The following is a 24281-nucleotide window of genomic DNA, read 5'->3' as shown; positions in this document are numbered from 1 at the left end:
AATTATCCCTCAAAGAAATAGCTTTCGGCTAATTCACGGACAGTCATTTGTTCTGTTTCATCATTTAATTTCGCGATGATACTTCGCTCAATCGCACGCATAACAGGGATATATACGCCTAAATCACATGCATCGATAATACCACGAATGCTTGCTGCTTCTTCACTTACACGTCCATCACGAGCAAGTGGCATGAGGTCACTTGCGAATGCCACAAACTTTTCAATTGTTGCAATGTCTTTCAATTTTGATTCGGATAATAATAGTTGTTTTAATGTATCGCCTTGAATATAAGGAACTTCAATGATAACAAAACGGTTTTTTAATGCTTCATTTAATTCACTTGTTCCAACATAACCTTCGTTGATTGCAGCAATTACACGATATTCTTCATCACCATATACAACTTGCTGTGTAAATGGATTTGTAATCATTTTACGGTAATCCAATGCACCGTGAAGAAGTGGAAGTGTTTCAGGTTTTGCCATATTAATTTCATCGATATATAGGAAATGCCCATTTTTCATTGCTTTCATAAGAGGACCGTCAACGAAGGAAACTTCAGATGCCCCGTCTTTTGTTTTTAATGTATTGTATCCTAAAATACCTTCCACATCTAAATCAACCGAACAGTTAATACTGTGCATTGGCTTTTGGAATAAGGAAGATAGAGTTTCTGCAAGGACTGTTTTTCCGCTTCCGGTTGGTCCCTTCAGTAGAATATTTTTACCAAGCAGAAGTGCTGTAATTGCATCCTCAATAATGCTATTATCCGATGCTTTGTACATTTTTGTACCGATTAAATGTCCATTTTCACCAGCTGCTTGTTTGTTTTTTTCGTGAATTGTTGCCAGTTGCTGCTTTAAATCAGCATGTATATGAAATTGTTCTAACATGTATTTCCCACCTAACATTATTTTCATAAAGTAAACAATACATCTTATGATAACTTGTTTTAATATGGTATGCAAAGAAAAGGAGAGGGAGAAGAATGTACCATAATAAAAGAAAAAAGTAACCAAAATGACTTTGATTACTTTTTTGTAATTATAATAAAGGGGAAATTAGACGCATTAGAGATTCTAGTATTCGTTTTTTAATACTTCTTTTTTGGAATGATTTCCATCTAATTTCAGTTGAATGGTTAAAATCTTCTTCAAAATCATGTTTAATATCAAGAACTGTCTTGGATTCATAAAGTACGCTAATGATTTCATAATTTAGTTCAAAGCTGCGGACATCCATATTTGCCGTGCCAATTGTTGCAATTGTATTATCAACAAGTACAATTTTAGCGTGCATAAAACCATCTTTATAGCTGTAAATTGAAGCTCCTGCTTTTAGGAGTGGTGTAAAGTATGATTGAGATGCTTGATCACTAATGATGCTATCGCTCTTACCTGGATATAGAATGCGGACATCTATTCCAGCCAGTGCACTTAAACGAAGTAATGTTAAAGTTTCTTGATCCGGAATGAAGTAGGGTGTCGCAATCCAAATTGATTTCTTAGCAGAAGCTATAACAGCAAGTAAAGTATTGCGAATGCTTGTATCATCTGAGCTTGGTCCACTTGCTACAATTTGAACAGCACCTTCTGCATGAGAATTTTCTTTACCCGGAAAGTATTTTGTATTCATAAATTGATCCCAAGAATAAGTATTTAAACCACTAGAGGCATAGAGCCAATCCTCAAGAAATATTGCTTGTAATTTGTATAATGCTTTCCCTTCTATTCGTAAGTGACTGTCACGCCAAATTGGGAATTTTTTAGAACGACCAAGATACTCATCACCAACGTTGAGCCCTCCAGTAAAACCAATTTCTCCGTCGATAATGATGATTTTACGATGGTTACGATAATTGACTGTTTCAAGTAGCCACGCTGAAAATATAGGATCGAATTCCACAATTTCAATTCCTGCATCTTTCATAGGCTGTAAGAAGCGTTTTCGCAACGTATTGCTTCCGAGTCCATCATAAAGGAACCGTACAATTACACCGGAATTTGCTTTTTTTATTAAAGCGTCTCGAATTTGTGTACCAATTTCATCTGCTCGATAAATGTAGTATTGAATATGTATATGGTGTTTTGCATGTTCAATCGCTTGTAAAATTTCTGGAAATGTTTGTTCACCGTTAGTTAAAAGTTTTGTGGTTGTTGCATCGGCGACAGGGCCACCTCCAAACTTTTGTACCACTTTTGTTAAATGCATAGAGTGTTCACTTAATGAAGAAATAGATGATACATCTAGCTGCCTTCCTTCTAAAATTTCACGGAATAATTTTCGCTGCTCTTCTGAACGATGAAGATGTTTTTTTCTTCTCCAGCGACTTCGGCCAAAAATAGAGTATAAAAGTACACCGACAACAGGAAGAAGAGCCAATACTAAAAACCATGCTAATGTGCTTTGTGGGGAACGGTTTTCAATAAAAATAACGAAAGAAATTCCTACAATTGTGATAGACCATAAAGCACCAACGAAGGTGTATAGTGAAATAATGGACGTATCTAAAAGGAAAAGTACGATAGATACAAGTGTAAATACAAATAATAATTGAACGATAGGATTTTTCATCTGTATAAATCTCACCTATTCTTTCTTAAATATAGGATTCTTATATGGAAGCTGTAATCTAACATTTCTATTATAAAACGTTTTATTTTTTTGTACCAATCTAGACATTTTGCCCATGCCTTCCGCATTTGTCCTACATAAGGTATATTGTTCCATTTTTTGTATGAAAAGGAGTGTGAATGATATGAACGGAGTAAGTCGTCCGTTTGGTGGGTTTGGTCATGCTGGATTTTCCGGAGGCATTGGACGTCCACCGTTTTTTGGTGGTGGTTTTTTCCAGGATTTGTAGCTGGTGCGTTACTTAGCCCTGCTTTTGGTTATGGTGGATATGGTTATCCATATTACTCAGATTATCCATACTATACGGATTATCAGGACTATCCTTATTATTCATACAGCACATATTGATGAACGCGGAAGAACAGGTACTCATGTTTTCCTCATTTGTTCTGCGTATAGTAGTAAATAATCAGTATAAAAGGGGATGAAGATAAAATGCATGACATAAGAAATCATGGAGGATATCATCACAATCATCATAGCGGTCATCATCATGGTGGCGGATGGGGTGGTAGCTCATGGGGAGGAAGCACATTTTTTCCAGGAAGTTTTGCGGGTGGTTTGGTAGGGGGACTTACAGCAGGAGCTTTAACGAGCGGTGGCGGATATTACCCAGCGCCATATCCAGTGTCTTACCCAGTAACCTACCCAACGCAGTATCCATATTCTCCATATGGCGGATTTTAATAAAGGACGTAGGTAAGCATACAAAAAACTATGGTAAAAAACAGACGATTGCAGTCTGCTTTTTTTATTTTTATGACGTTTATCATTAAATCGTATGTTTTTGAAAATATTCGATAATAGATTCTTTAAATGTTTTTGTGGTTCTATATTTGTGGTAATGAGATTGGAGGTATGACTGGTCATATTTTTATCGGTATTGCAACGGATTTATCTTCATGGAGAGTCGCATTAGGACTACTTGGGATTCTTACGGTCATCTGTAGTACTCCAATGAACTCTAAGAAAAAAGTGCTTCATGTCCGCTCTATGTGGAATGCATATACAATACATTTCAAAAATAAACAATTAGTAGCGACCATTTTACTTGGGTTTACGTTAATGGGAGGACTTTCTTTGGTTCTATTAACTCGAAAAGAGTATCATATGGAGCAACATAAAAGTAATTAATAAGTATTCAAGAAATAAAAGAAGCTGTGAGCGAACAATCCAATGTATTTGGAGGGTTCTCACAGCTTCTTTTGTATTCGTATTAGCTTGCTTTGTTATTTGGTTGTTCTGAAGCGGGAGTAGACGAATTTTTCATCAAAATTGGATAAAGAATAAGCCCTAATACAAATAATCCAATTCCTAAGAAAAATGTTTTCAAATCAGCTGTTCCAGTTTTAATAACCCAAATGGAATATAGAAATGCAAGTAAGGTAATGATTCCATCTTTTACTCGAGATCCTGGTGTTATATCATATGTTTCTCCTGTAACAACTAGTTTTAATTGATACAAGGTAGAAACAAGGTATGGAATTAAATAGGCTAAAGTTGCAACAACAATGGCAAAATTATATGCTTCTGAAACAGTGCCAGAGATTGTTGAAAATAAGAAAATTTGAGTCATAATATTTGTAACAAGCAATGATTTTGAAGGGCTTCCTTTTTTATTTGTTCTTCCAAAAAACTTAGGGAAAAGTCCATTCTTCGCTGCTTGATAAGGTACTTCTGAACTAACAACAATCCACCCTACAGTAGATCCGAATAATGATACAAGTGCAAGTAGTGCCATAATGTAAGCACCTTTATTACCAATTGCTAGGTTTAATGCATCCACCAATGGTTTTTGTGATTCTTTTAAAGCATCTTGCGGAAGAGCACCCATTGTGAGTAGGGTAATTGCCATGTAAATAAGAAGTGCAATAATTAATCCAAAGATCGTTGCTTTTTTCACATCACGCTGTGATTTTGCGCGATTAGACAGCATAACTGCTGACTCAATTCCTATAAATGCCCAAAGAGTTGCAATAGCAGCAGCATTTATTTGTCCGCCTAATGGAATCGATTGTCCAGCCTCATTCATAAATGTTTGGCCATCACCAAAATTAGAGGCGTTAAAAATAAATAATGTAATGACGATGAACATTGTAAATCCGATAATCTTTGCAATCGTTGCAAGGAGATTCATGTTGCCCGCTCTATCGATGTTTTGAGAAAGGATACATTGAATTCCCCATAGCATGATGCTACATACAGCAAATGTTAAACCTTTTCCAAGTTCTAATGAAAACCCGTTTAGTGAAAAAAGAACTTGCTTACTTTGTAAAACTGGGAAGAATGTAGACAAATATCCTGCAAAGGAAATAATAACAGAAGCAGTTGCAGCCCAGTTAGCAGCCCAGTATCCCCATGCCATGCTATATCCAGCAACTTTACCTGCCTTTTGAGAGGTAAACATTGCTTGTGCATAACTTTGTGGGCCAGCTTTTAACTCCGGTTTACGCACTGCAAGGTTTCCGAATACAAGTGCAATCATAAATACACCAAGTCCTGTAATTGTCCATGCAAGCGTCGATCCCAGTGGACCTGATACTTGCGCTAAATTTGCTGGGAGCATAAATACGCCACCGCCAACCATATTTCCCACAACAAATGCTGTTAAAATCCATAAACCCCATTTTTTCGTTTCCATGTTTGTCTATCTCCTTTGTAGTAGTTTTGCTTATTCATCATCTTTTTACTAACGTTTTTTGAAAATAAAAAAGAGCCATGTAGATAAAAAATACCTACATGGCTCTTTGCCAAAGCGTAGGTACAATGGGAATAACCCTTGTACCTACGCGTGAATTTTTCCGCTAGGTTTCAAGGGTTTACGTATGATGATGATGTTTTTGTGCAAATGTAACTACAGTTGTATTATTTGTAAGCATAGTTCTTTGCTCCCTTTCTCCTCTGATTTTGAAGTTAGTATACTACATGTTTTTTAGAATGAAAAGAAAAATATGAAAAAAATTTATAAAAATGCGGATTGGTGACTAAATATTTATATATACTTTCTTGTATTGGAAAATAAGTGAGAGATTGGAATGATTTTCTGTCATGCTATAATACAAGTAGAAATAGAAGGTGACAAGGGGTTATTCAAAATGATGAGTAAGTATGAACAGATCTATACGGAGATAAGTGATTCAATTGATAATCGTAAATTAAAAGAGGGATGTAAAATCCCATCTGAAACAGAATTGATGAAGCAGTATGAAGCAAGTAGAGGGACGGTAAGGAAAGCAGTCGATTTATTACAGGAACGTGGATATGTACAGAAAATACATGGCAAAGGCGTTTTTGTTTTAAAGCGAAAAAATATTGAATTTAACTTTGGTGGTATTGTGAGTTTTCAAGAGGAAAATGAACGTTTAGGGCGCCAATGTATAACAAGTGTTGTAGAGATGGAACAATTGTTAGTACCGAAAGAAATGGCTAAATTATTAAATGTAAAGACGAAAACGAAGGTAGATCATATTAAACGTGTTCGAAATATTGATGGGGAAAACGTGATTCTAGATGTAAACTATTTCGTATCTGAACATATTCCGGGATTAACGAAAGAAATTGCTGAGAAATCGATTTATAAATACATTGAAAAGGAATTAGGATTACATATTAGTTATGCACAGCGTGTTATTGAAGTGCAACCTTGTACAGATGATGATCGGAATTATTTGGATTTGAATGGAACAGATTATGTTGTTGTTGTAAAAAACTTTACGCATCTTTATGATGGTAGTCAATTTGAATATACAGAATCACGTCACCGTTTAGATATTTTTCATTTTTCTGATGTGGCGCGGAGAAAATAAAGAGATGAAACAGTGCAGTGTTTCATCTCTTTATTTTGTATATTTTGAGAACAAATGAAAAAAACCTCACCAACTCGTATATACGAGTGTTGACTAACTTATATATACGAGTTAATATGTATTTGTAAACGGTATCAAAAAAAGAAAAGAGGGACGGAATATGGGGAAGGATTATCGTAAGATAGCAGAAGAAGTGCTGCAATATATTGGTGGGAAAGAAAATATTGAACAAGCAGCGCACTGTGTAACAAGACTACGCATCGCTTTGAAGGATGAAAGTAAAATAGATAGCGAAAAACTGCAATCGATTTCTTTAGTAAAAGGTGCGTTTCATAACGCTGGGGTATTTCAAATCGTTATTGGTCCAGGAGATGTAGATCGTGTATATGCTGAATTGATAATGCTTGCAGATATGAAAGAATCCACGGTAGCAGATGTAAAAGATTCAGGGAATCAAAAATTAAATCCGCTTCAAAAGTTTGTAAAAGTATTTTCTGACGTATTTATGCCAATTTTACCGGCGATTATAACAGCTGGTTTATTAATGGGAATTAATAACTTATTAGGTGCAAAGGATTTATTTTTTGATGGCAAAAATTTATTAGAAGTATACCCAAGCTTAGGGGGACTGTGGGATTTAATTAATATGATGGCCAATACGGCATTCGTATTCTTACCAGCACTTGTTGGCTGGTCAGCAACGAAACGTTTTGGCGGCAGTCCGATACTTGGTATCGTAATGGGACTTATGTTAGTACATCCTGATTTATTAAATGCATGGAATTATGGAAAAGCAGCTGCAGGGCTAGAGGGACAAAAAATTGAGTACTTCAATATTTTAGGATTGTTCCAAATTGAAAAAGTAGGTTATCAAGGACAAATTTTACCGATTTTAGTAGCGGCATTTGTCTTAAGTAAAGTTGAGATTTTCCTAAAAAAACGTGTGCCAAATGCGATTCAATTATTAGTTGTTCCGATTACAACAATTGTTGTAACTGGTGTATTAGCGTTAGGAGTCATTGGCCCAGTTACACGTCATATCGGCGATTTATTAACAGCTGGTTTAGTTGGTGTATATGAAACAGTTCCTACTTTGGGGGCAGTATTATTTGGCGCATTGTATGCACCGTTAGTCATTACAGGTATGCATCATATGTTTATTGCGATTGATTTACAGTTAATTTCGCAAAATGGTGGTACATTTATTTGGCCAATGATTGCACTTTCTAACATTGCGCAAGGTAGTGCAGCGCTTGCAATGTTTTGGATTTCCAAAAATCAAAATGATAAAAGTATGGCGTCTACATCAGCGATTTCGGCGTACTTCGGTATTACGGAGCCAGCGATGTTTGGCGTAAACTTACGAAATAAATTTCCGTTTTATGCAGCTATTACGGGATCGGCAATTGCAGCAGTATTTATCACGTTAAATGGTGTATTAGCACCAGCGATTGGAATTGGTGGGTTACCAGCATTTATTTCTATCATTCCGAAATCGATTCCAATGTTTGTTGTTGGGATGATAATCGCAGTAGTGGTACCATTTGTTTTAACATGGTTATTTGCAAAACGAGTAAAACAGAAGTAGGAGGCAGTTTAGTATGAAAGATTGGCATAAAAGCGTTGTCTATCAAATTTATCCGAAAAGCTTTAATAGTTACTACAACACAGAGACCGGTGACATAAAAGGGGTCACAGAGAAACTAGATTATTTAAAAGAACTCGGAGTGGATTACATTTGGTTAACACCGGTATACCAATCACCGCAAAATGATAATGGCTATGATGTAAGTGATTATTATTCTATTGATCCGTCTTATGGAACGATGGAGGAATTTGAAGAGCTACTAGCAGAAGCGAAAAAACGTGAGATTGATATTATGCTTGATATCGTTGTAAATCATAGCTCAACGGAGCATAAATGGTTCAAAGAAGCGAGTGAAGATAAAAATAGCCCGTACCGTGATTTTTATATATGGCGTGATGAAAAGAATAATTGGCAATCTAAATTTGGCGGTTCGGCTTGGGAATATGATGAAGAGACAGGGCAATATTATTTACATCTATTTGATAAAACACAAGCTGATTTAAATTGGGAAAATGAAAAACTTCGAGAAGAAGTATACGACATGATGCGTTTTTGGCTTGAAAAAGGTGTTAGAGGATTCAGGCTGGATGTCATTAACTTAATTTCAAAAGAACAGCATTTTTTAGATGATGAAGGAACATCGGCTACAAGCGACGGACGTAAATATTATACAGATGGACCGCGTGTTCATGAATATTTACAAGAGATGAATCGTGAAGTGTTTGAAGGAAAAGATGTGATTACAGTCGGAGAGATGTCATCTACGACAATTGAGAATTGTGTCAAGTATTCGAATCCAGAGCGGAAGGAATTAAGTATGACATTTAGCTTTCACCATTTAAAAGTAGATTATCCAAATGGTGACAAGTGGACGAAAGCGGATTTTGATTTTTTGAAATTAAAAGAAATCATGTCGAAGTGGCAAACCGAGATGCAAGAGGGTGGCGGCTGGAATGCATTATTTTGGTGTAATCATGATCAACCACGTATTGTTTCTCGCTTTGGTGATGATAAACGGCACCGAAATGAATCTGCAAAAATGTTAGCAACAGCGATGCATATGTTACAGGGGACACCTTATATTTATCAAGGTGAAGAAATTGGGATGACGAATCCGGACTTTGATGATATTAGTAAGTATCGTGACGTAGAATCTTTAAATATTTATAAGATGAAGAAGGCGCAAGGGATGTCAGGTGAAGAAATTATAGGTATCCTGAAACAAAAATCTCGTGATAATTCGCGCACGCCTATGCAGTGGAATGGAGAAGTGAATGGTGGTTTTACAACAAGTACACCTTGGATTTCAGTTGCGGAGAATGCAAAAGAAATAAATGTGGAAAAAGCGCTACAGGATAAAGAGTCTGTGTTCTATCATTATAAAAAGCTAATTGAACTTAGAAAAACATATGACGTTCTTACAGAAGGTAAATATGCAGTTTTAGATATAGAGCATCCAAATATTTGGGCGTATACACGCACATTAGATAATGAAGTATTGTTGGTTGTAAATAATTTTTATGGGGAAACAATCACATATTCCGTACCAGATGAGGTTCAGTTAACTGGAATGAAGCAAGAAGTATTATTATCAAATTATGAGGATTCTGGTGAAGATATTAGAAAGCTTATCCTTAGACCGTATGAATCCATTGTGTATAGACTTACTAAATGATTGAAAAAAGAGGTTGTATGTTTATAACATACAACCTCTTTTTAATTTAAAACACCACTATATATCTTTTGTACTATAAAGGTTACGTCCAATGGTATGTACAATTACATCATTTGATGAATAGTCAATTTATGGAAGTTGTTTTATACTAGTATTGTGTCTTGCCTTTTTAGGCCTAGTACACAGCCGGTGATTGGCTAGTGGAAGTTCTTCCATTTTACCAGTTCCGTTTTTTTTTTTGGATAATAGAGGAAATATATTTTCTACAAGAAAGAAGGGACTGTTTTGAAAGATGTAGATTCTATTTCTAGGTAGAGGCAGAGTTTTTTAATTATATTCATAGAAGTATTTTCCATATTTATGGTAAATTAAATATAGAGATACATAAAGGAGGGCTACATATGGAAATAGCTGTAGAACGAGTTTTTACCAATAAAATTTTAGAAGAAGCTGCAAGAAGATTTAATGTTACAGTTGAAGAAAATCCGCTAGGTGATTTTGAAAATTATATTTTTCATGCAAAGGATGAAAGCGGAGTATCTTACGTATTAAGATTAACGCACTCTTCACATCGATCTGAAAAGCAAGTAGAAGCAGAATTAGATTTTTTACGGTATCTTGCAGAGAACGGAGCTAAGGTTGCAGCGCCATATTATTCAAAATCTAAAAAACTTGTAGAAGTAATACAAGCAGTAGATGGAACATTTTTTTATGTTTCTCTTTTTACCTATGCAACGGGTGAAAGAGTAAAGGGCGAAACATCTATTTATTGGGGCGATCCCCTTTTTGAAGCATGGGGAAAAGCAATTGGTCAACTTCATCGTCTTACAATTGATTATCCAAAAACGAAATATCGAGATACGTGGGAAGTAGAAGAAAAAGCAATTATTGATGAGTTAGATGACGAAAAGGTGAAAAATATAGCTTATATATTAATGGAAGAGATAAAGGCCCTTCCAATGGAAAAAAGAACGTTTGGTCTTATGCATGGTGATATTCATCAAGGGAATTTTCATTATGATGGGAAAGAGCTAACGATTTTTGATTTTGATGACGCGACTTATAATTACTTTATTCATGATTTGGCGATGGTTATCTATTATTCCGTTCTTTCAACCGCATGGACTGAACAAGAGAAAACATTGTTTGTACGTAAACAACTGCAAGTATTACGAAAAGGATACGAGTTAGAACATCAATTAGAGGAAAGTTGGTATGAATCGCTACCACTATTTTTACGACTTCGTGATATTGGTTTGTATGGTACGATTCAGAAAAAATTCAAAGGAAAAGAAATGCCAGTACATTTTCAAAAACTAGCAGATGCTATTTATGTAAGAATTATAAAGCAGGAAGCAATTGTGAATATATAATACACATGCAACGTAACAAAGTATATAGATCGAATATATACTTTGTTTTTTTATACAAAAATATGTTTGTTTTATCAAAATAATATTGTCATAGACTTTAGATACCTTTATAATTTTTATATATTCTGAATATTCTTTATAAAATGAAAAGGAGGGGGAATAGATTGGAAGCTTTCGTTACCTGGCTAAATAATATTGTATGGAGTCCCGCACTTGTTTATTTATGTTTAGGAGTAGGTTTATATTTTTCAATTCGAACGAGATTTTTACAAGTTAGGCATGCAGGTGAAATGGTGAGACTTACATTTCAAGGAGAAAAATCAGAAGCAGGTGTTTCTTCTTTCCAAGCGTTAGCACTTTCTTTATCTGGGCGCGTTGGAACAGGGAATATTGCTGGTGTAGCAACAGCGGTTGCATTTGGTGGTCCGGGAGCTGTCTTTTGGATGTGGGCTGTAGCATTTTTAGGGGCAGGATCTGCTTATGTGGAATCGACACTTGCTCAAATATACAAGACGAAGCATCAAGGTCAATTCCGCGGTGGCCCGGCTTACTATATTGAAAAGGGATTAGGGGTTAAGTGGTATGCACTCGTGTTTGTCGCTGCAACCATTCTTGCAACAGGAATGTTACTCCCAGGTGTGCAAGCGAATAGTATTGCCTTGAGTTTGGAAACAGCTTTTGGTATTAATACATCTGTATCAGGAGCAGTATTAGTTGTTGTATTAGCACTTATTATTTTTGGTGGGGTTAAGCGTATTGTTAACGTAGCACAGGTTGTTGTGCCATTTATGGCGGTTGGATATATACTTGTTGCTTGCGTAATTGTGTTTATGAATATTGAAAAGTTGCCTGAAGCATTTATGTTAATTATAAAAAGTGCATTTGCATTAGAAGCTGCTTTTGGAGGGATTATCGGTTTAGCAATTTCTTGGGGAGTAAAACGTGGTATTTATTCGAATGAAGCAGGTCAAGGAACTGGGCCACATGCTGCTGCTGCTGCTGAAGTATCTCATCCAGCAAAGCAAGGCCTTGTGCAAGCATTTTCCGTTTACATTGATACATTATTTGTTTGTTCAGCAACAGCATTTATGATGATTATTACAGGCATGTATAACGTATTTGATGCAAGCGGAAAAAATTTCATTGTAAATAAATTGAATGGTGCAGAACCAGGACCAGGGTACACACAGGCAGCAGTTGAATCTGTATTCCCTGGATTTGGAAACGGTTTCGTTGCAATTTCCCTATTATTCTTTGCTTTTACAACAATTATGGCGTATTACTACATTGCAGAAACGAATATTACTTATTTAAATCGTGATAAAGATCGTCCATGGATGTCACTTGTTTTAAAAATTGTTTTCCTAGGCGTTGTATTTTACGGCTGTGTCAAAACAGCAGCAACTGCTTGGGCTCTTGGTGATATCGGTGTAGGGATTATGGCATGGGTCAATATCATTGCAATCTTACTTTTACAAAAACCGGCACTGCTAGCACTGAAAGACTATGAAAAGCAGAAAAAAGAAGGAAAAGATCCTGTATTTGATCCAAAGGAGCTAGGAATCAAAAATGCTGATTTTTGGGAGCATGAATACGGAAAAGATAAGAAAGAAGAAGTGTCATAATAAGGTACCTGTAGAACAATAACGGGCAGTATATCTGCTCGTTATTGTTCAAATAATGGGAATTTATGTCTGCATGGCCGAATAAAATTTGAAGCAGAGAAATTTCACTTTATAAATAATCGCCCCAATTTAAAATACGATAGAAATAGAGAAGAAAGGGGGAAGCGAATTGATTGCCTTTCGTAATGTAAATAAGTTTTATGGTAGCTTTCAAGTCTTAAAAAATATTAATTTACAAGTTCAAAAAGGTGAAGTAGTTGTAATTGTTGGACCATCAGGGTCTGGAAAAAGTACATTGCTTCGCTGCATTAACCAATTGGAAACAATTACAGAAGGAGAATTAGTCGTACAAGATGTGGAAGTACATAATCCGAAAACAGATATGAATCAATTACGCCGAAATATTGGAATGGTATTTCAGCATTTTTATTTATATCCACACAAAACAGTGCTCCAAAATATTACACTTGCACCGATAAAAGTAAATAATATCTCAAAAGAAGAAGCGGAAAAAACAGCAATGTATTATTTGCAAAAAGTAGGGATTCCAGAGAAAGCGAATGTGTATCCGCAGCAACTATCAGGGGGACAACAGCAACGGGTAGCAATCGCAAGGGGATTAGCAATGAAGCCAGAAATTATGTTATTCGATGAGCCAACTTCTGCACTGGATCCAGAAATGATTGGTGAAGTGCTCGATGTTATGAAAACCTTAGCAAAGGAAGGGATGACGATGGTTGTCGTGACCCATGAAATGGGATTTGCACGTGAAGTAGCAGATCGTATTATATTCATGGATGAAGGACAAATCATTGAAGATACAAAGCCAGTGAACTTCTTTGCAAACCCAGAGCAAGAAAGAGCACGATTATTTTTAAGTCGAGTGTTAAACCATTAGAGGAGGGGTTTTATGTTTAAGATGAAGAAACTGTTCGTTTTAATTGTATTTTCATGTTTATTTACTCTGATCGTAGCAGGTTGCGGGAAGGAAACGTCCAAAGAAGTTTCTAAAGAAACTTCGGGCGGAAAAGTGGTAGATCAAATTAAAAAGCGTGGGAAATTAGTAGTCGGAGTTAAGAATGATACAAACTTATTTGGATTGAAAGACCCTGCAACAGGGAAGGTAGAAGGGTTTGATGTTGATATAGCCAAAGCGCTTGCGAAAAAAATTCTAGGAGACGAGAGTAAAGTAGAATTCAAAGAAGTGACGTCTAAAACACGTATTCCAATGTTGAAAAACGGCGATATTGATACGATTATCGCAACGATGACAATTACAGAAGAGCGTAAAAAAGAAGTTGATTTTTCAGATGTATATTTTAAAGCAGGACAGTCGTTACTTGTGAAAAAAGGGAGCAAAATCAAGAGTATTGATGATGTGAAAAGCGGTGTGACAGTATTGGCGGTAAAAGGATCAACTTCTACCCAAAATATTCGTGAAAAATCACCAGAAGCAAAGGTGCTAGAATTTGAAAATTATAGTGAAGCATTTACAGCATTAAAAGCAGGGAAAGGTGATGTCCTTACAACAGATAATGCGATTTTATACGGTATGGCAAAACAAGATGCAAATTATCAAGTTGTTGGAAAAATTTTCACGGATGAACCGTATGGAATTGCTGTTCAAAAAGGAGCAACAGATTTAACAAAGGTAATTAATGATTTGTTAAAAGAGATGAAAGCAAATGGAGAATACGATAAATTATATGAAAAATGGATTGGTGAAAAGCCAGAGAAGTAAAGTATAGAAAGAGTAAGAGGATGAGAGATACTCATCCTCTTCTTGTAAAGAAAGAGGGGGAGCATTTGCCTGATTTTTCTATTCTTACAAACAATTTTGATTTGTATTTAGAAGGATTTAAATATACAGTGATGTCCAGCATTGTTGCACTGATTGGGAGTTTCATTCTTGGTACGATTATGGCAGTGATGCGAATTGCACCCATTCGAGTTTTGAATTGGTTTGGCGCAGCTTATGTAGAATTCATTCGAAATATTCCACTTGTTTTAATTGCGTTTGTATTTTATTTTGCTTTTCCGGTAATGGGTGTTACATTAAATGGTTTTATTGCTGGTACGGCTGCACTTACAATCTATACAGCCGCATTTATTGCAGAAGCAATTCGAGCTGGAATCTTGTCAGTTCCGAAAGGACAGATGGAAGCAGCACGTTCTTCTGGCTTAACGTACGTGCAAGCGATGTATTATATCGTTTTACCACAAGCTATTAAAATAGTAATTCCGCCATTAGGTAATCAATTTCTCAATTTAGTAAAGAACTCATCTATCCTTGGCATTATTGCTGGAGCAGATTTGATGTATCAAGGAGATTTAATTTCAACAAGAACATTTGTTACATTTGATGTGTATATATTTGTTGGTATGTTTTATTTATTATTGACTGTACCGCTTAGTATGCTTGTGCGTTATTTTGAGAAACGCTTAGCGAAAGGAGCGGTGTAAATGGATTTTCGAGGTGCTTATACAGGCGATCATGTTTTATTTTTATTAAAAGGGCTACTTGTTACATTAGAAATAGCTGTTGTAGCGATTTTACTTAGTTTTATTATTGGTAGTATAGTGGGAACCTTACGATATGCAAAAATACCAGTCGTATCACAGTTACTAGCTTTTATCGTTGAAATTATTCGAAATTTACCACTGCTTTTAATCATCTTCTTTACATATTTTGCACTCCCAGAAGCTGGGCTGAAATTAGAGATTACAACGGCAGCAATTGTTGCTTTAACGATATTTGAAGCAGCGATGATATCAGAAATTGTTCGCAGTGGTTTATTATCGATTGAAAAAGGACAAATTGAAGCAGCGCGCGCGTCTGGATTATCATATACCCAAACACTTTGGCATATTATTTTACCGCAAGCATTGAGACGAATGGTACCACCGCTCGTCAGTCAATTTATCTCGTTATTAAAAGATACGTCACTAGCGGTTGTTATCTCCTTGCCAGAACTCATGCATAATGCCCAAATTATTAATGGACAAAACGTAAACTATATGATTCCTACATTACTACTTGTTGCTTGTATGTATTTTGTTGTCAACTACAGTTTATCACTTGTGTCTAGGAAATTAGAAAGCCGTTAACTCTTACATGAAATGAGATGTGAGAGTTTTTTTATGTTTTTTACATAGTTTAAAAGTTGGGGTTTGGAAGATATTTGGTTTTTTAATAGTGTAATTGTAAGATAGATGAAAAAACATTATATTTTATCAGAAAAGTTTTAATTTTATATAGAAATTGTAACCGCTTTCGTGTATATTTTTATTATCAGAAAATTTTAAAAAGAGATAGAGGGTACTTGTAGGGGAGGATTACGATGCAGCAAACAACGAATGAGAAATTACATCGTACGATGAAGAGTAGACATTTATTTATGATTGCACTTGGAGGTGTAATTGGAACAGGTTTTTTTCTTGGATCAGGATATACCATTAACCAAGCAGGACCAGGAGGAGCGATCCTTTCTTATTTAGTCGGTGGATTTATTATGTATTTAACAATGCTTTGCCTTGGTGAGCTAACGGTAGCGATGCCGGTTTCTGGTTCTTTCCAAAAATATGCGACGAAGTTTATCGGTCCAGGAACAGGATTTATGATTGGATGGCTTTATTGGCTTGGATGGGCAGTTACAGTTGGTTTAGAGTTAACGTCTATCGGCTTAATGATGAAAAGATGGTTTCCAACTGTAGATGTTTGGGTATGGTGTCTTGTATTTGGAGTTATTTTATATATGTCAAATGCTATCTCAGCAAAGAGTTATGCTGAATTAGAATTTTGGTTCTCAAGTATTAAAGTAATTACAATTATTGCATTTGTTGTTCTTGGTGGTAGTGCGTTATTTGGTTTTTTACCGTATGACGGAAAAGAAGCAGCGCCTCTTTTTTCTAACTTTGTGAGCGATGGTGGATTGTTCCCGAATGGACTGGCTGCTGTGCTTCTTACAATGATTACAGTTAATTTTTCCTTCCAAGGAACAGAGTTAATTGGGATTGCAGCAGGAGAGAGTCAAGAACCGGAAAAAACAATCCCACGTGCAATTCGTAATACAGTATGGCGCATTATGTTGTTCTTTATTTTAACAATGACGATTTTAGTAGGTTTAATTTCATGGAAAGATGCAGGGGTTATTGAAAGCCCATTCGTTGTTGTATTTGATAAGATCGGTATTCCATATGCAGCAGATATTATGAACTTCGTTATTATCACTGCTTTATTATCTGTAGCAAATTCAGGATTATATGCGGCGACGCGTATACTATGGTCACTTGCAAATGAAGGAATGGCACCAACTTCCTTCAAAAAGGTAAATAAACGCGGTATTCCGATTACGGCATTAGTAGTTACAATCGCAGTAGCGGCATTATCTTTACTAACAAGCTTTTTGGCAGAGGATACAGTATATATTTATTTATTATCTGTTGCTGGTTTATCTGCAGTTGCAAGTTGGATTATCATTGCTTTATCACAACTTCGATTTAGAAGTCAGTATGTAAAGCAAGGCGGAAAAGTAGAAGATTTAAAATATAGAACACCGTTATATCCAATTGTTCCTATTTTAGCGTTAATTACAAATAGCATTGTTGTTATTAGTTTAGCATTCATTCCAGAACAGCGTATGGCGCTATATTGCGGCATTCCATTTATCATTTTCTGTTACGTGTATTATTATATAAATAAGAAACGGAAGCAAATTACGAAAGTGGAGATGGGAACAACGTATGAAACTAACAATCAAGCATGATGATATTGAGACAGAACTTTCACATGGTCAATTGTCTATTGGAAAAGAAAGTGGATATACACCGTTAGAGTTATTCGTTTCCTCTATTGCAGGGTGCAGTGCAATTGTATTTCGGACAATTTTAGAAAAGAAGCGTATTACATACGATACGTTTACAATTGAAACTGAAATTGGAAGAAGCGAAGTTTTACCAAGGCCGGTAGAAAGTCTTCATTTGCACTATAAAATAAAAGCAGAAGGAATTACACAGGTACAGTTAGAAAAAGCGTTAGAGCTTGCGGTGAAGAATTGTACGATTGCTCAATCTGTGAAGGATAGTATAAAAATTACGGAAACAATTGAGTTAATTGGTGAATAAACTTTTGTAGAGCAAATAATGTGCGAAAAAGCTTAAGAGAAATTCTCTTAAGCTTTTTCACATACTGATTGGCAATGACATAGTAAAGCAAGAACCTTGATTTACTTCACTTGTAACAGTAATTTCTCCGCCATGTAGTTCGACTATTTCTTTTACAATGGCAAGTCCTAATCCAGTTCCACCAGTTGAACGAGATCTTGCTTTATCGACGCGATAAAATCGTTCGAAAATGTGTGGGATATCTTCTTCTGGAATTCCTTCTCCTGTATCTTGGATGGCAATTTCAAGTTGTGTTTTATGCTCTGTAACGGAAATGGTAATTCGAGAATGTTCAGGTGAGTGTACATACGCATTATTTAATATATTGATGATAACTTGTTCAAACCTTTGTTCATCAAGAGCTATAGAAAGTGAAGAAGGACATGTTGAAGAAACAATGATATGTTTTGCTTCATACATTATATTCACTTTTGTAACAATGCGAGAAAGAAAGGTTTGCAAGTGTACTTCCTTTGCTTGAATAGAAAAATTATGTTTTTCCATTTGAGCAAGCAAGAATAAGTCCTGTACTAAATTTGTAATATAATCAGCTTCATCTTTTATAATTGATAAATATTTTTGGCGCTGCTCAGGAGGTGTACTGTTTTTCATGGCGATATCTGCATATCCCCTCACATAAGTTAGCGGTGTTCTTAGTTCATGAGCGACACTTGCTAGAAATTCACTGCGTTCTTTTTTCATATAATGTAAATCATTCGCGAGCGTTTGGATAGACCCTGCAAGTTCACCAATTTCATCATTTCGAGTACTAGTTAGAGATACGGATAAATCACCATGACTCATTTTTTCAGTAGCATGCTTCATACGGAGAAGTGGTTTTGTTAACAGACGCGATAGAAGAAATATCGTAATGACTGTTAAAATAAATGTAACAACACCAGCAACAAGAAATTGTTTTGTAAGACCTGTAATCATTTCTTTAATAGAACTTGTGCCAAGAAACATATAAACATAACCTTGCGTTTTTCCTTCTATTATTATTGGACTAACTGTGCATATATAATTAGAAGTTTTCCAGTGGTTCTCCACGATCGTTCCGTTATGGTTCGTATTTGCTATCATTCCAATAATGTGCCTCTTTATAGTGGAATCTATATCATTAGATTTTGCTAATATTTTTTTCTGAGCGTTTGTAATAATAACTTTTGTTTCAGCTTCTGACTCCATTAAAGCGACATGAGAGATTGTTTGGAAATCAAAATATTTCTCAAGTACATCTCGGTGGCTATTTCCACGTTTTAATAATGCTGTCATTTCCTCATTTACCCTCGTATTGACAAGGCTATAATAGAGTAAAACAAATAGGACGGTTTCGATTAAAAGCGTAACAATTAAAAAGTAAAATCCGAGTTGAACGGAAATTCGTTTCATCGCGTAACTCCTTGATTTTCAGCGTCAATCCACCGGTAGCCAACTCCATACACAGTTTTTAAATGTTCGTCAATTGGAAAATTGTTCTTTCGCAATTTATCACGTAAGTTACGAATATGAGAATCCACTGTGCGATCCTCTGTATTTGTATCTAGTCCCCAAATCCGCTCAATAAGCTGATCGCGACTTAATACGTAGTTCACGTGACGTAGAAACAAACCAAGTAAAGAAAATTCAATTGGTGTAAGAAGGAGTTCTTGTTCATAAACGGAGATAAAGTGTTTCGCTTCATCCCACAAAATTCCTTTATATCGTAGTTGCTCATGTTGATTACTGCGCCGTAATACTGCTTCAATACGTGCTAATAGTTCACCTTCATGAAAAGGTTTTGTTATATAATCATCAGACCCGATTTTTAATCCTTGAATAACATCAATCGTCTGATCGCGTGCGGTTACCATAATAATAGGAACGTTACTAAACGAACGAATTCTGTTACATGTTTCCCAACCATCCATTTTCGGCATCATAATATCGAGAAGAACAAACTTAAAACTTTGGTTTTCTATATAAGAAATAGCTTCTTGTCCAGAAGTCGCACAAACGCAGTTATATCCTCTAGGAGTAAGATAAAGCGTTAATAATTCGAGCATACGTGGTTCATCATCTACAAGTAGTATATCCATCATATAATATCCTCCGTATTTGTATTCACTACTAAAAGTGTAATGCAAAATCCTGAAGAAATGGTGCAGATTATCATGCATCTGCATAATTTCTTCAGAATTGCTTGTTATTGTATAGTTGAAATTTACATTTTAGGTAAAGATTATAGGATCAAACATGATGGGGATGGAGGCGATATAGTGAAAAAAGCAACTCGAGTTTTGAGTATGACAATAGTTGCTGTACTTGGACTTGCAGCGTGTGGACAAGCAAATACAGAGCATGAAAATCATGAATCTACAAAAGAGAAGAAAAATGAGCAGCAAAAAGATATGAAGGTGCATCATGCAGCGATGCCACCGAAAGAAATGAATGCTGGAGCATCTAGAGATTTATTAACAACAAGTTTAAAAAATGTAACACGATTAAACACAAATGATCCTGTTCAAATGGCAGTATTAACATCACAAACAATATGGCCAGCGACTCACAAAGAGAACCAACCAGGAGCGGTGATTTTAGTACCAGCTAATCAGTGGCAACTTGGAATTGCTAGTGCGGATCTCATTCATCATCCAAACAATGGACCTATTTTATTTATGAATAAAGAAAGTATTCCAGAGGCGACGTTAAAAGAAATCAGGCGGTTAAACCCACTTGGAACAAAAGATGGAACGCAAATTATGGTGATGGGAGATGTAGAATCTTCCATATTAAATCAACTGAAAGAATATAAAATAAAGCAAATAAAAGAAACGGATTCAGCAAATTTTGCGAAAGATGTTGATAAAGAATATGCAGACATAACAGGGAAGTACCCAGAAAGTGTCATTATCGGTTCGTCTGAAGAAGAAGGACGCTTATATACAACACCTGCTGTGAATTGGATTGCTCATATGCCTGAACCTCTTTTATATGTAGCAAAAGATAAAGTACCTGAGGCTACAATAGAAGCGTTGAAAGCAAGAAAAGGGAAAGCAAATATATATCTTTTAGGACCTGAAAAAATTATTTCAAAAGAGGTAGAAAAACAGTTAAGTAAGCATGGAAAAGTAACGCGCATTAGCGGAGAAAATCCAACAGAAAACTCAATCGCTTTTGCAAAGTTTAAAGATAAGAAAACACAATTTGGGTGGGGATTCACAAAACCAGGGCACGGCGTATCATTTGTTTCAACAGAAACTCCCGATTTAGCAATTGCTGGAGCGCCGTTTTCACATATGGGGAAACATGCACCTGTTCTATTATTAGATAAAGGGAAGGTTTCACAGCCAGTATATGATTTATTAGCTACGATTCAACCAAAATTTAAAGATGATCCAACGCTCGGGCCATATAACCACGGTTTTCTATTAGGAAATACAGAGAATATTTCGTTTGAAACGCAAGGAATACTTGACGAGAAGTTAGAGATTGTTCAAGAAAATGGTGGGGGACACGGTGGACATTAAGAGAAAAGACGTTGCATGATGCAGCGTCTTTTCATTTGGGAAAGTTTTTTATAGCAAAAAATCTGACATTCGTTATATAATAGCACTCGTGCAATCGGCTCGATTTTCTTACGGAGAAAATCAAAAAGTAAGAAAAGTAGAGGAGTGTTATCTTGTTACACATAATCTAGCTCTTGGTGTTATGATTGGTACAGTAATAAGTGCAGTTTTATTCGCAGCAAATATGGAAAAGATTCACGTGAAACATTCTTATGTTGGTGAGAAAAAGGTATACGCTGTTCACGGACAACTCTTCTTTGCATCGACTACAGAATTTATAAATGTATTTTAGTTTAAAGAAGATGTGACAGAAGTAGAAATTGATTTTACACACGCCCATGTATGGGATGATTCAGCTGTGGCTGCGGTTGATAAAGTTGTAGTGAAGTATGAGAAAAATGGTGTGAAAGTAAACATAACGGGATTAAATGAGCGTAGTTCAGAGCTTGTTACAGAATTGGCGAAACAAGCTGTTCGTTAAATAGGAAGAACCTTTTAGGAGGACCGAAAAGGTTCTTTTTGTATTATAATACGAGTATGATGATGAAAGGGGTTTCAGAAGATGTACAAGCAAATTATATTAGCATGTGATGGTTCAGAACACGCAATACGCGCAGCAAAACATGCCGTACATATTTCTACATTGAGTAAGGAAGTAACCGTTGAAGTTGTATACGTAGTAGATAGTAGAGCAGCAAAATCAGATATTATACAGGGACAAACAAATATAGAAACAATTTCAGCTAGTCGAAAAGATAGATTAAAAGAAATTGAGATTTTATTACAGCAAGAAGGAGTTTCTTATAAAATTACGATTTTACATGGTGATCCAGGAAATACACTTGTGCAATATGTAAATACAGGAGACATTGATCTTGTAATAGTGGGGAGCAGGGGATTGAATACATTGCAAGAAATGGTACTTGGTAGTGTAAGTCATAAAATAGCAAAACGAGTGAAATGTCCGGTGATGATCGTGAAGTAACAGGCAGCAGAAATGTTGTCTGTTTTTTTGAGATAAATCTTACAAAATTGTAAGACTGTTGTTAGGGAAATCGATGTTTTGAAATTTTCTCCATTGATATGATGTAATCATCAAAGGGAGAGAATGGGGGATGTAAGAAATGAAAGCATTTCAAAGTTTAACATATAGTCAAGGAGTGAGTCTTATTTGTTTAGGGGGATTTACTACTTCGGTGACATTGGCTATTGCAATGAAAATGTTTCAGCAGATGTTTTTATAAAAGTAATGTTGTAAATAGAAGGGAAATGATTGTTATAGGCTGCAAGACAATATCACTAGACATAAATAAAAAATAGCTCTTAGCATATATCTGAATGCTAAGAGCTATTTTATTTCTTTACTTCAGCTTTTGTTCCCCACTGATTAAAGCTTTTCACTTTATCTTATAGAAGTTTTTAAGAAAAACCTCCGTTTAAGCTTGTTGTGATTTTGAAGATCCTGTGTTTAAAGTTAGAGCAAGGAATACAATCGCAAGTACACAAGATGTAAGTAATAGAATGAAACCGCCGTTCCATCCGAAAGCATCTACAATAAAGCCCATTGCAGCACTAGCAAATGCAGCACCGCCCAGGTAACCGAAGAAACCTGTTAAACCAGCAGCTGTTCCAGCAGCTTTCTTTGGTGCTAAGTCAAGGGCATGTAATCCAATGAGCATAACTGGTCCATAAATTAAGAAGCCAATTGCCACTAGTGCGATGCTATCGATGATTGGATGACCAGCCGGATTTAACCAATAAACAAGAACAGCAATGAATACACCAACCATGAATAAAATACCAGCAGGGGCACGGCGCCCTTTAAATAATTTATCGCTCATCCATCCGCAAAGGAGTGTGCCCGGAATACCAGCAAATTCGTATAATGCGTATGCTGTACGAGAACTATTATGAGTAAAGTTTTTTTCTTCTACTAAATAAGTAGGTGCCCAGTCTACAACACCGTAGCGTACGAAGTATACGAATACGTTAGCTATAGCGATGTACCATAAAAATTTGTTGTTTAGTACATAAGTAAATAAAATTTCCTTTACCGAAAGTTCGCGTTCACGATCTTTTACTCTTTCATCTGAAGGATATTCACCCGTATATTCTTCAATAGGTGGTAATCCACAAGATTGCGGTGTATCTCGCATTACAATTAATACATAGATCCCAACTAAAATTGCAAAAATACCTGGGAAGTAGAAAATGCTTTGCCAGCTACCAGCAAATAAGAATAGTCCTAATGTTACGAGCGGTCCCATAAGTCCGCCACCAACATTGTGGGCAACGTTCCAAATGGACATTTTTGTACCGCGTTCACTAATAGAGAACCAATGAACCATTGTGCGGCCACATGGAGGCCAGCCCATACCTTGTACCCAACCATTTAAAAATTGAAGAACAAACATAAGCAAAATACTTGTTGTAATAAAAGAGAATGAACCAAAGATAATATTAATGATACCGGATAAAAATAGTCCTGCCGCTAAGAAGTAGCGGGGGTTACAACGGTCGGAGACAATCCCCATAATAAATTTACTTAAGCCATATGCAATGGATACAGCAGAAAGGATAACTCCAAGTTCACCTTTGCTAAATCCTTGTTCAACAAGATAAGGCATAGCCAGTGAAAAGTTTTTGCGAACAAGGTAGTAGCCTGCATAGCCAATGAAAATGCCTAAAAATACTTGTAAGCGCAGTTTGCGGTATTCGCTATCAATGCGATCAGCAGGTAAGCGCTCTGTATGCGGCGCAGGTTTAAACAACTGAGTTAAAAACATAACCTAAAAATCCTCCTCTATTATTGAAAACGTTTTATGACATAGTCTTTATACTCTCATTCCCCAGGACTGTCAATATT

At 35.9% G+C, this 24281-nt stretch carries 22 protein-coding genes and 2 pseudogenes; 18 read left to right on the top strand and 6 right to left on the bottom strand.

The annotated features are described in order from the left end of the window. Positions 1-2 precede the first annotated feature (2 nt). Together MHH71_RS12695 and MHH71_RS12690 are read right to left on the bottom strand one after the other, a co-directional pair. On the bottom strand, positions 3-896 hold the full coding sequence (locus MHH71_RS12695) for an ATP-binding protein (protein WP_018765567.1): 894 nt from the start codon (positions 894-896) through the stop codon (positions 3-5). 151 nt (positions 897-1047) lie between these two features. After that, positions 1048-2577, bottom strand: a complete 1530-nt coding sequence (locus tag MHH71_RS12690) for a cardiolipin synthase (RefSeq protein ID WP_003195082.1) — start codon at positions 2575-2577, stop codon at positions 1048-1050. 184 nt (positions 2578-2761) lie between these two features. Between MHH71_RS12690 and MHH71_RS12685 the strand changes: the two are divergent. The 3 genes and pseudogenes from MHH71_RS12685 to MHH71_RS12675 all read left to right on the top strand — a co-directional run bounded on the left by MHH71_RS12685 (position 2762) and on the right by MHH71_RS12675 (position 3771). Beyond that, a pseudogene (locus tag MHH71_RS12685) lies at positions 2762-2985 on the top strand (hypothetical protein). A gap of 87 nt (positions 2986-3072) precedes the next feature. After that, on the top strand, positions 3073-3324 hold the full coding sequence (locus MHH71_RS12680; protein ID WP_006093520.1) for a hypothetical protein: 252 nt from the start codon (positions 3073-3075) through the stop codon (positions 3322-3324). A 171-nt stretch (positions 3325-3495) separates the two neighbouring features. Beyond that, positions 3496-3771 carry a hypothetical protein gene (locus tag MHH71_RS12675; protein WP_018781937.1) on the top strand — a complete coding sequence of 92 codons (276 nt, stop codon included), beginning with the start codon at positions 3496-3498 and terminating at the stop codon, positions 3769-3771. A gap of 82 nt (positions 3772-3853) precedes the next feature. Here MHH71_RS12675 and MHH71_RS12670 read toward each other — a convergent pair whose 3' ends face one another. Further along, positions 3854-5278 (bottom strand): amino acid permease, encoded by a 1425-nt coding sequence (locus MHH71_RS12670; RefSeq protein WP_006093522.1) that lies wholly within the window; start codon positions 5276-5278, stop codon positions 3854-3856. 454 nt (positions 5279-5732) lie between these two features. On the opposite strand from MHH71_RS12670, the gene treR reads away from it, so the two are divergent. From treR to MHH71_RS12615, 11 genes are all read left to right on the top strand, one after another. Next, positions 5733-6443, top strand: coding sequence for a trehalose operon repressor (gene treR / locus MHH71_RS12665; RefSeq protein WP_006093523.1), 711 nt, complete (start codon positions 5733-5735; stop codon positions 6441-6443). Between the two features lie 160 nt (positions 6444-6603). Beyond that, a complete protein-coding gene (gene treP / locus MHH71_RS12660; protein ID WP_006093524.1) occupies positions 6604-8031 on the top strand; it encodes a PTS system trehalose-specific EIIBC component in 1428 nt (475 codons plus the stop codon). Positions 8032-8044: 13 nt separating this feature from the next. Beyond that, positions 8045-9706 (top strand): alpha,alpha-phosphotrehalase, encoded by a 1662-nt coding sequence (treC, locus tag MHH71_RS12655; protein WP_006093525.1) that lies wholly within the window; start codon positions 8045-8047, stop codon positions 9704-9706. 401 nt (positions 9707-10107) lie between these two features. After that, the gene (locus MHH71_RS12650; RefSeq protein WP_006093526.1) at positions 10108-11079 is read left to right on the top strand and encodes a phosphotransferase enzyme family protein; all 972 of its coding nucleotides are present in this window, start codon (positions 10108-10110) and stop codon (positions 11077-11079) included. Positions 11080-11243: 164 nt separating this feature from the next. Continuing rightward, a complete protein-coding gene (locus tag MHH71_RS12645) occupies positions 11244-12704 on the top strand; it encodes an alanine/glycine:cation symporter family protein (protein WP_018765564.1) in 1461 nt (486 codons plus the stop codon). 169 nt (positions 12705-12873) lie between these two features. Then, positions 12874-13602: an amino acid ABC transporter ATP-binding protein gene (locus MHH71_RS12640; RefSeq protein WP_003195229.1), complete on the top strand. Its 729-nt coding sequence runs from the start codon at positions 12874-12876 to the stop codon at positions 13600-13602. A 12-nt stretch (positions 13603-13614) separates the two neighbouring features. After that, the gene (locus tag MHH71_RS12635) at positions 13615-14445 is read left to right on the top strand and encodes a glutamate ABC transporter substrate-binding protein (protein ID WP_006093528.1); all 831 of its coding nucleotides are present in this window, start codon (positions 13615-13617) and stop codon (positions 14443-14445) included. Positions 14446-14510: 65 nt separating this feature from the next. Continuing rightward, positions 14511-15167, top strand: a complete 657-nt coding sequence (locus MHH71_RS12630) for an amino acid ABC transporter permease (protein WP_033799605.1) — start codon at positions 14511-14513, stop codon at positions 15165-15167. Beyond that, on the top strand, positions 15168-15812 hold the full coding sequence (locus tag MHH71_RS12625; RefSeq protein ID WP_006093530.1) for an amino acid ABC transporter permease: 645 nt from the start codon (positions 15168-15170) through the stop codon (positions 15810-15812). A gap of 233 nt (positions 15813-16045) precedes the next feature. Next, positions 16046-17470, top strand: a complete 1425-nt coding sequence (locus tag MHH71_RS12620; protein ID WP_003195221.1) for an amino acid permease — start codon at positions 16046-16048, stop codon at positions 17468-17470. Next, the gene (locus tag MHH71_RS12615) at positions 17448-17828 is read left to right on the top strand and encodes an OsmC family protein (protein ID WP_018781945.1); all 381 of its coding nucleotides are present in this window, start codon (positions 17448-17450) and stop codon (positions 17826-17828) included. Before MHH71_RS12620 ends, MHH71_RS12615 begins: the two co-directional genes overlap by 23 nt. 57 nt (positions 17829-17885) lie before the next feature. On the opposite strand, the gene MHH71_RS12610 is transcribed toward MHH71_RS12615, so the two are convergent. Further along, a complete protein-coding gene (locus MHH71_RS12610; protein WP_018781946.1) occupies positions 17886-19259 on the bottom strand; it encodes a sensor histidine kinase in 1374 nt (457 codons plus the stop codon). After that, the gene (locus MHH71_RS12605; RefSeq protein WP_006093532.1) at positions 19256-19948 is read right to left on the bottom strand and encodes a response regulator transcription factor; all 693 of its coding nucleotides are present in this window, start codon (positions 19946-19948) and stop codon (positions 19256-19258) included. Before MHH71_RS12605 ends, MHH71_RS12610 begins: the two co-directional genes overlap by 4 nt. A 177-nt stretch (positions 19949-20125) precedes the next feature. Between MHH71_RS12605 and MHH71_RS12600 the strand changes: the two genes are divergently transcribed. The 4 genes and pseudogenes from MHH71_RS12600 to MHH71_RS12585 all read left to right on the top strand — a co-directional run bounded on the left by MHH71_RS12600 (position 20126) and on the right by MHH71_RS12585 (position 22659). Beyond that, positions 20126-21376, top strand: coding sequence for an ArsR family transcriptional regulator (locus tag MHH71_RS12600; RefSeq protein WP_033798618.1), 1251 nt, complete (start codon positions 20126-20128; stop codon positions 21374-21376). Positions 21377-21527: 151 nt separating this feature from the next. Beyond that, positions 21528-21896: pseudogene (locus tag MHH71_RS12595) on the top strand (STAS domain-containing protein); the annotation flags it as partial. Positions 21897-21977: 81 nt separating this feature from the next. After that, on the top strand, positions 21978-22400 hold the full coding sequence (locus MHH71_RS12590) for a universal stress protein (protein WP_006093536.1): 423 nt from the start codon (positions 21978-21980) through the stop codon (positions 22398-22400). 139 nt (positions 22401-22539) lie between these two features. After that, positions 22540-22659: a DUF4027 family protein gene (locus tag MHH71_RS12585; protein ID WP_003195205.1), complete on the top strand. Its 120-nt coding sequence runs from the start codon at positions 22540-22542 to the stop codon at positions 22657-22659. A gap of 192 nt (positions 22660-22851) precedes the next feature. Here the strand turns inward: MHH71_RS12585 and glpT are convergent, their stop codons facing one another. Then, positions 22852-24201, bottom strand: a complete 1350-nt coding sequence (gene glpT, locus MHH71_RS12580; protein WP_006093537.1) for a glycerol-3-phosphate transporter — start codon at positions 24199-24201, stop codon at positions 22852-22854. Positions 24202-24281 lie beyond the last annotated feature (80 nt).

This window comes from Bacillus sp. FSL H8-0534, from assembly GCF_038005885.1.
GTDB lineage: Bacteria > Bacillota > Bacilli > Bacillales > Bacillaceae_G > Bacillus_A > Bacillus_A pseudomycoides.
Note: the sequence above shows the minus strand (reverse complement) of the source record. Positions and strands in the feature narration are given on the sequence as shown.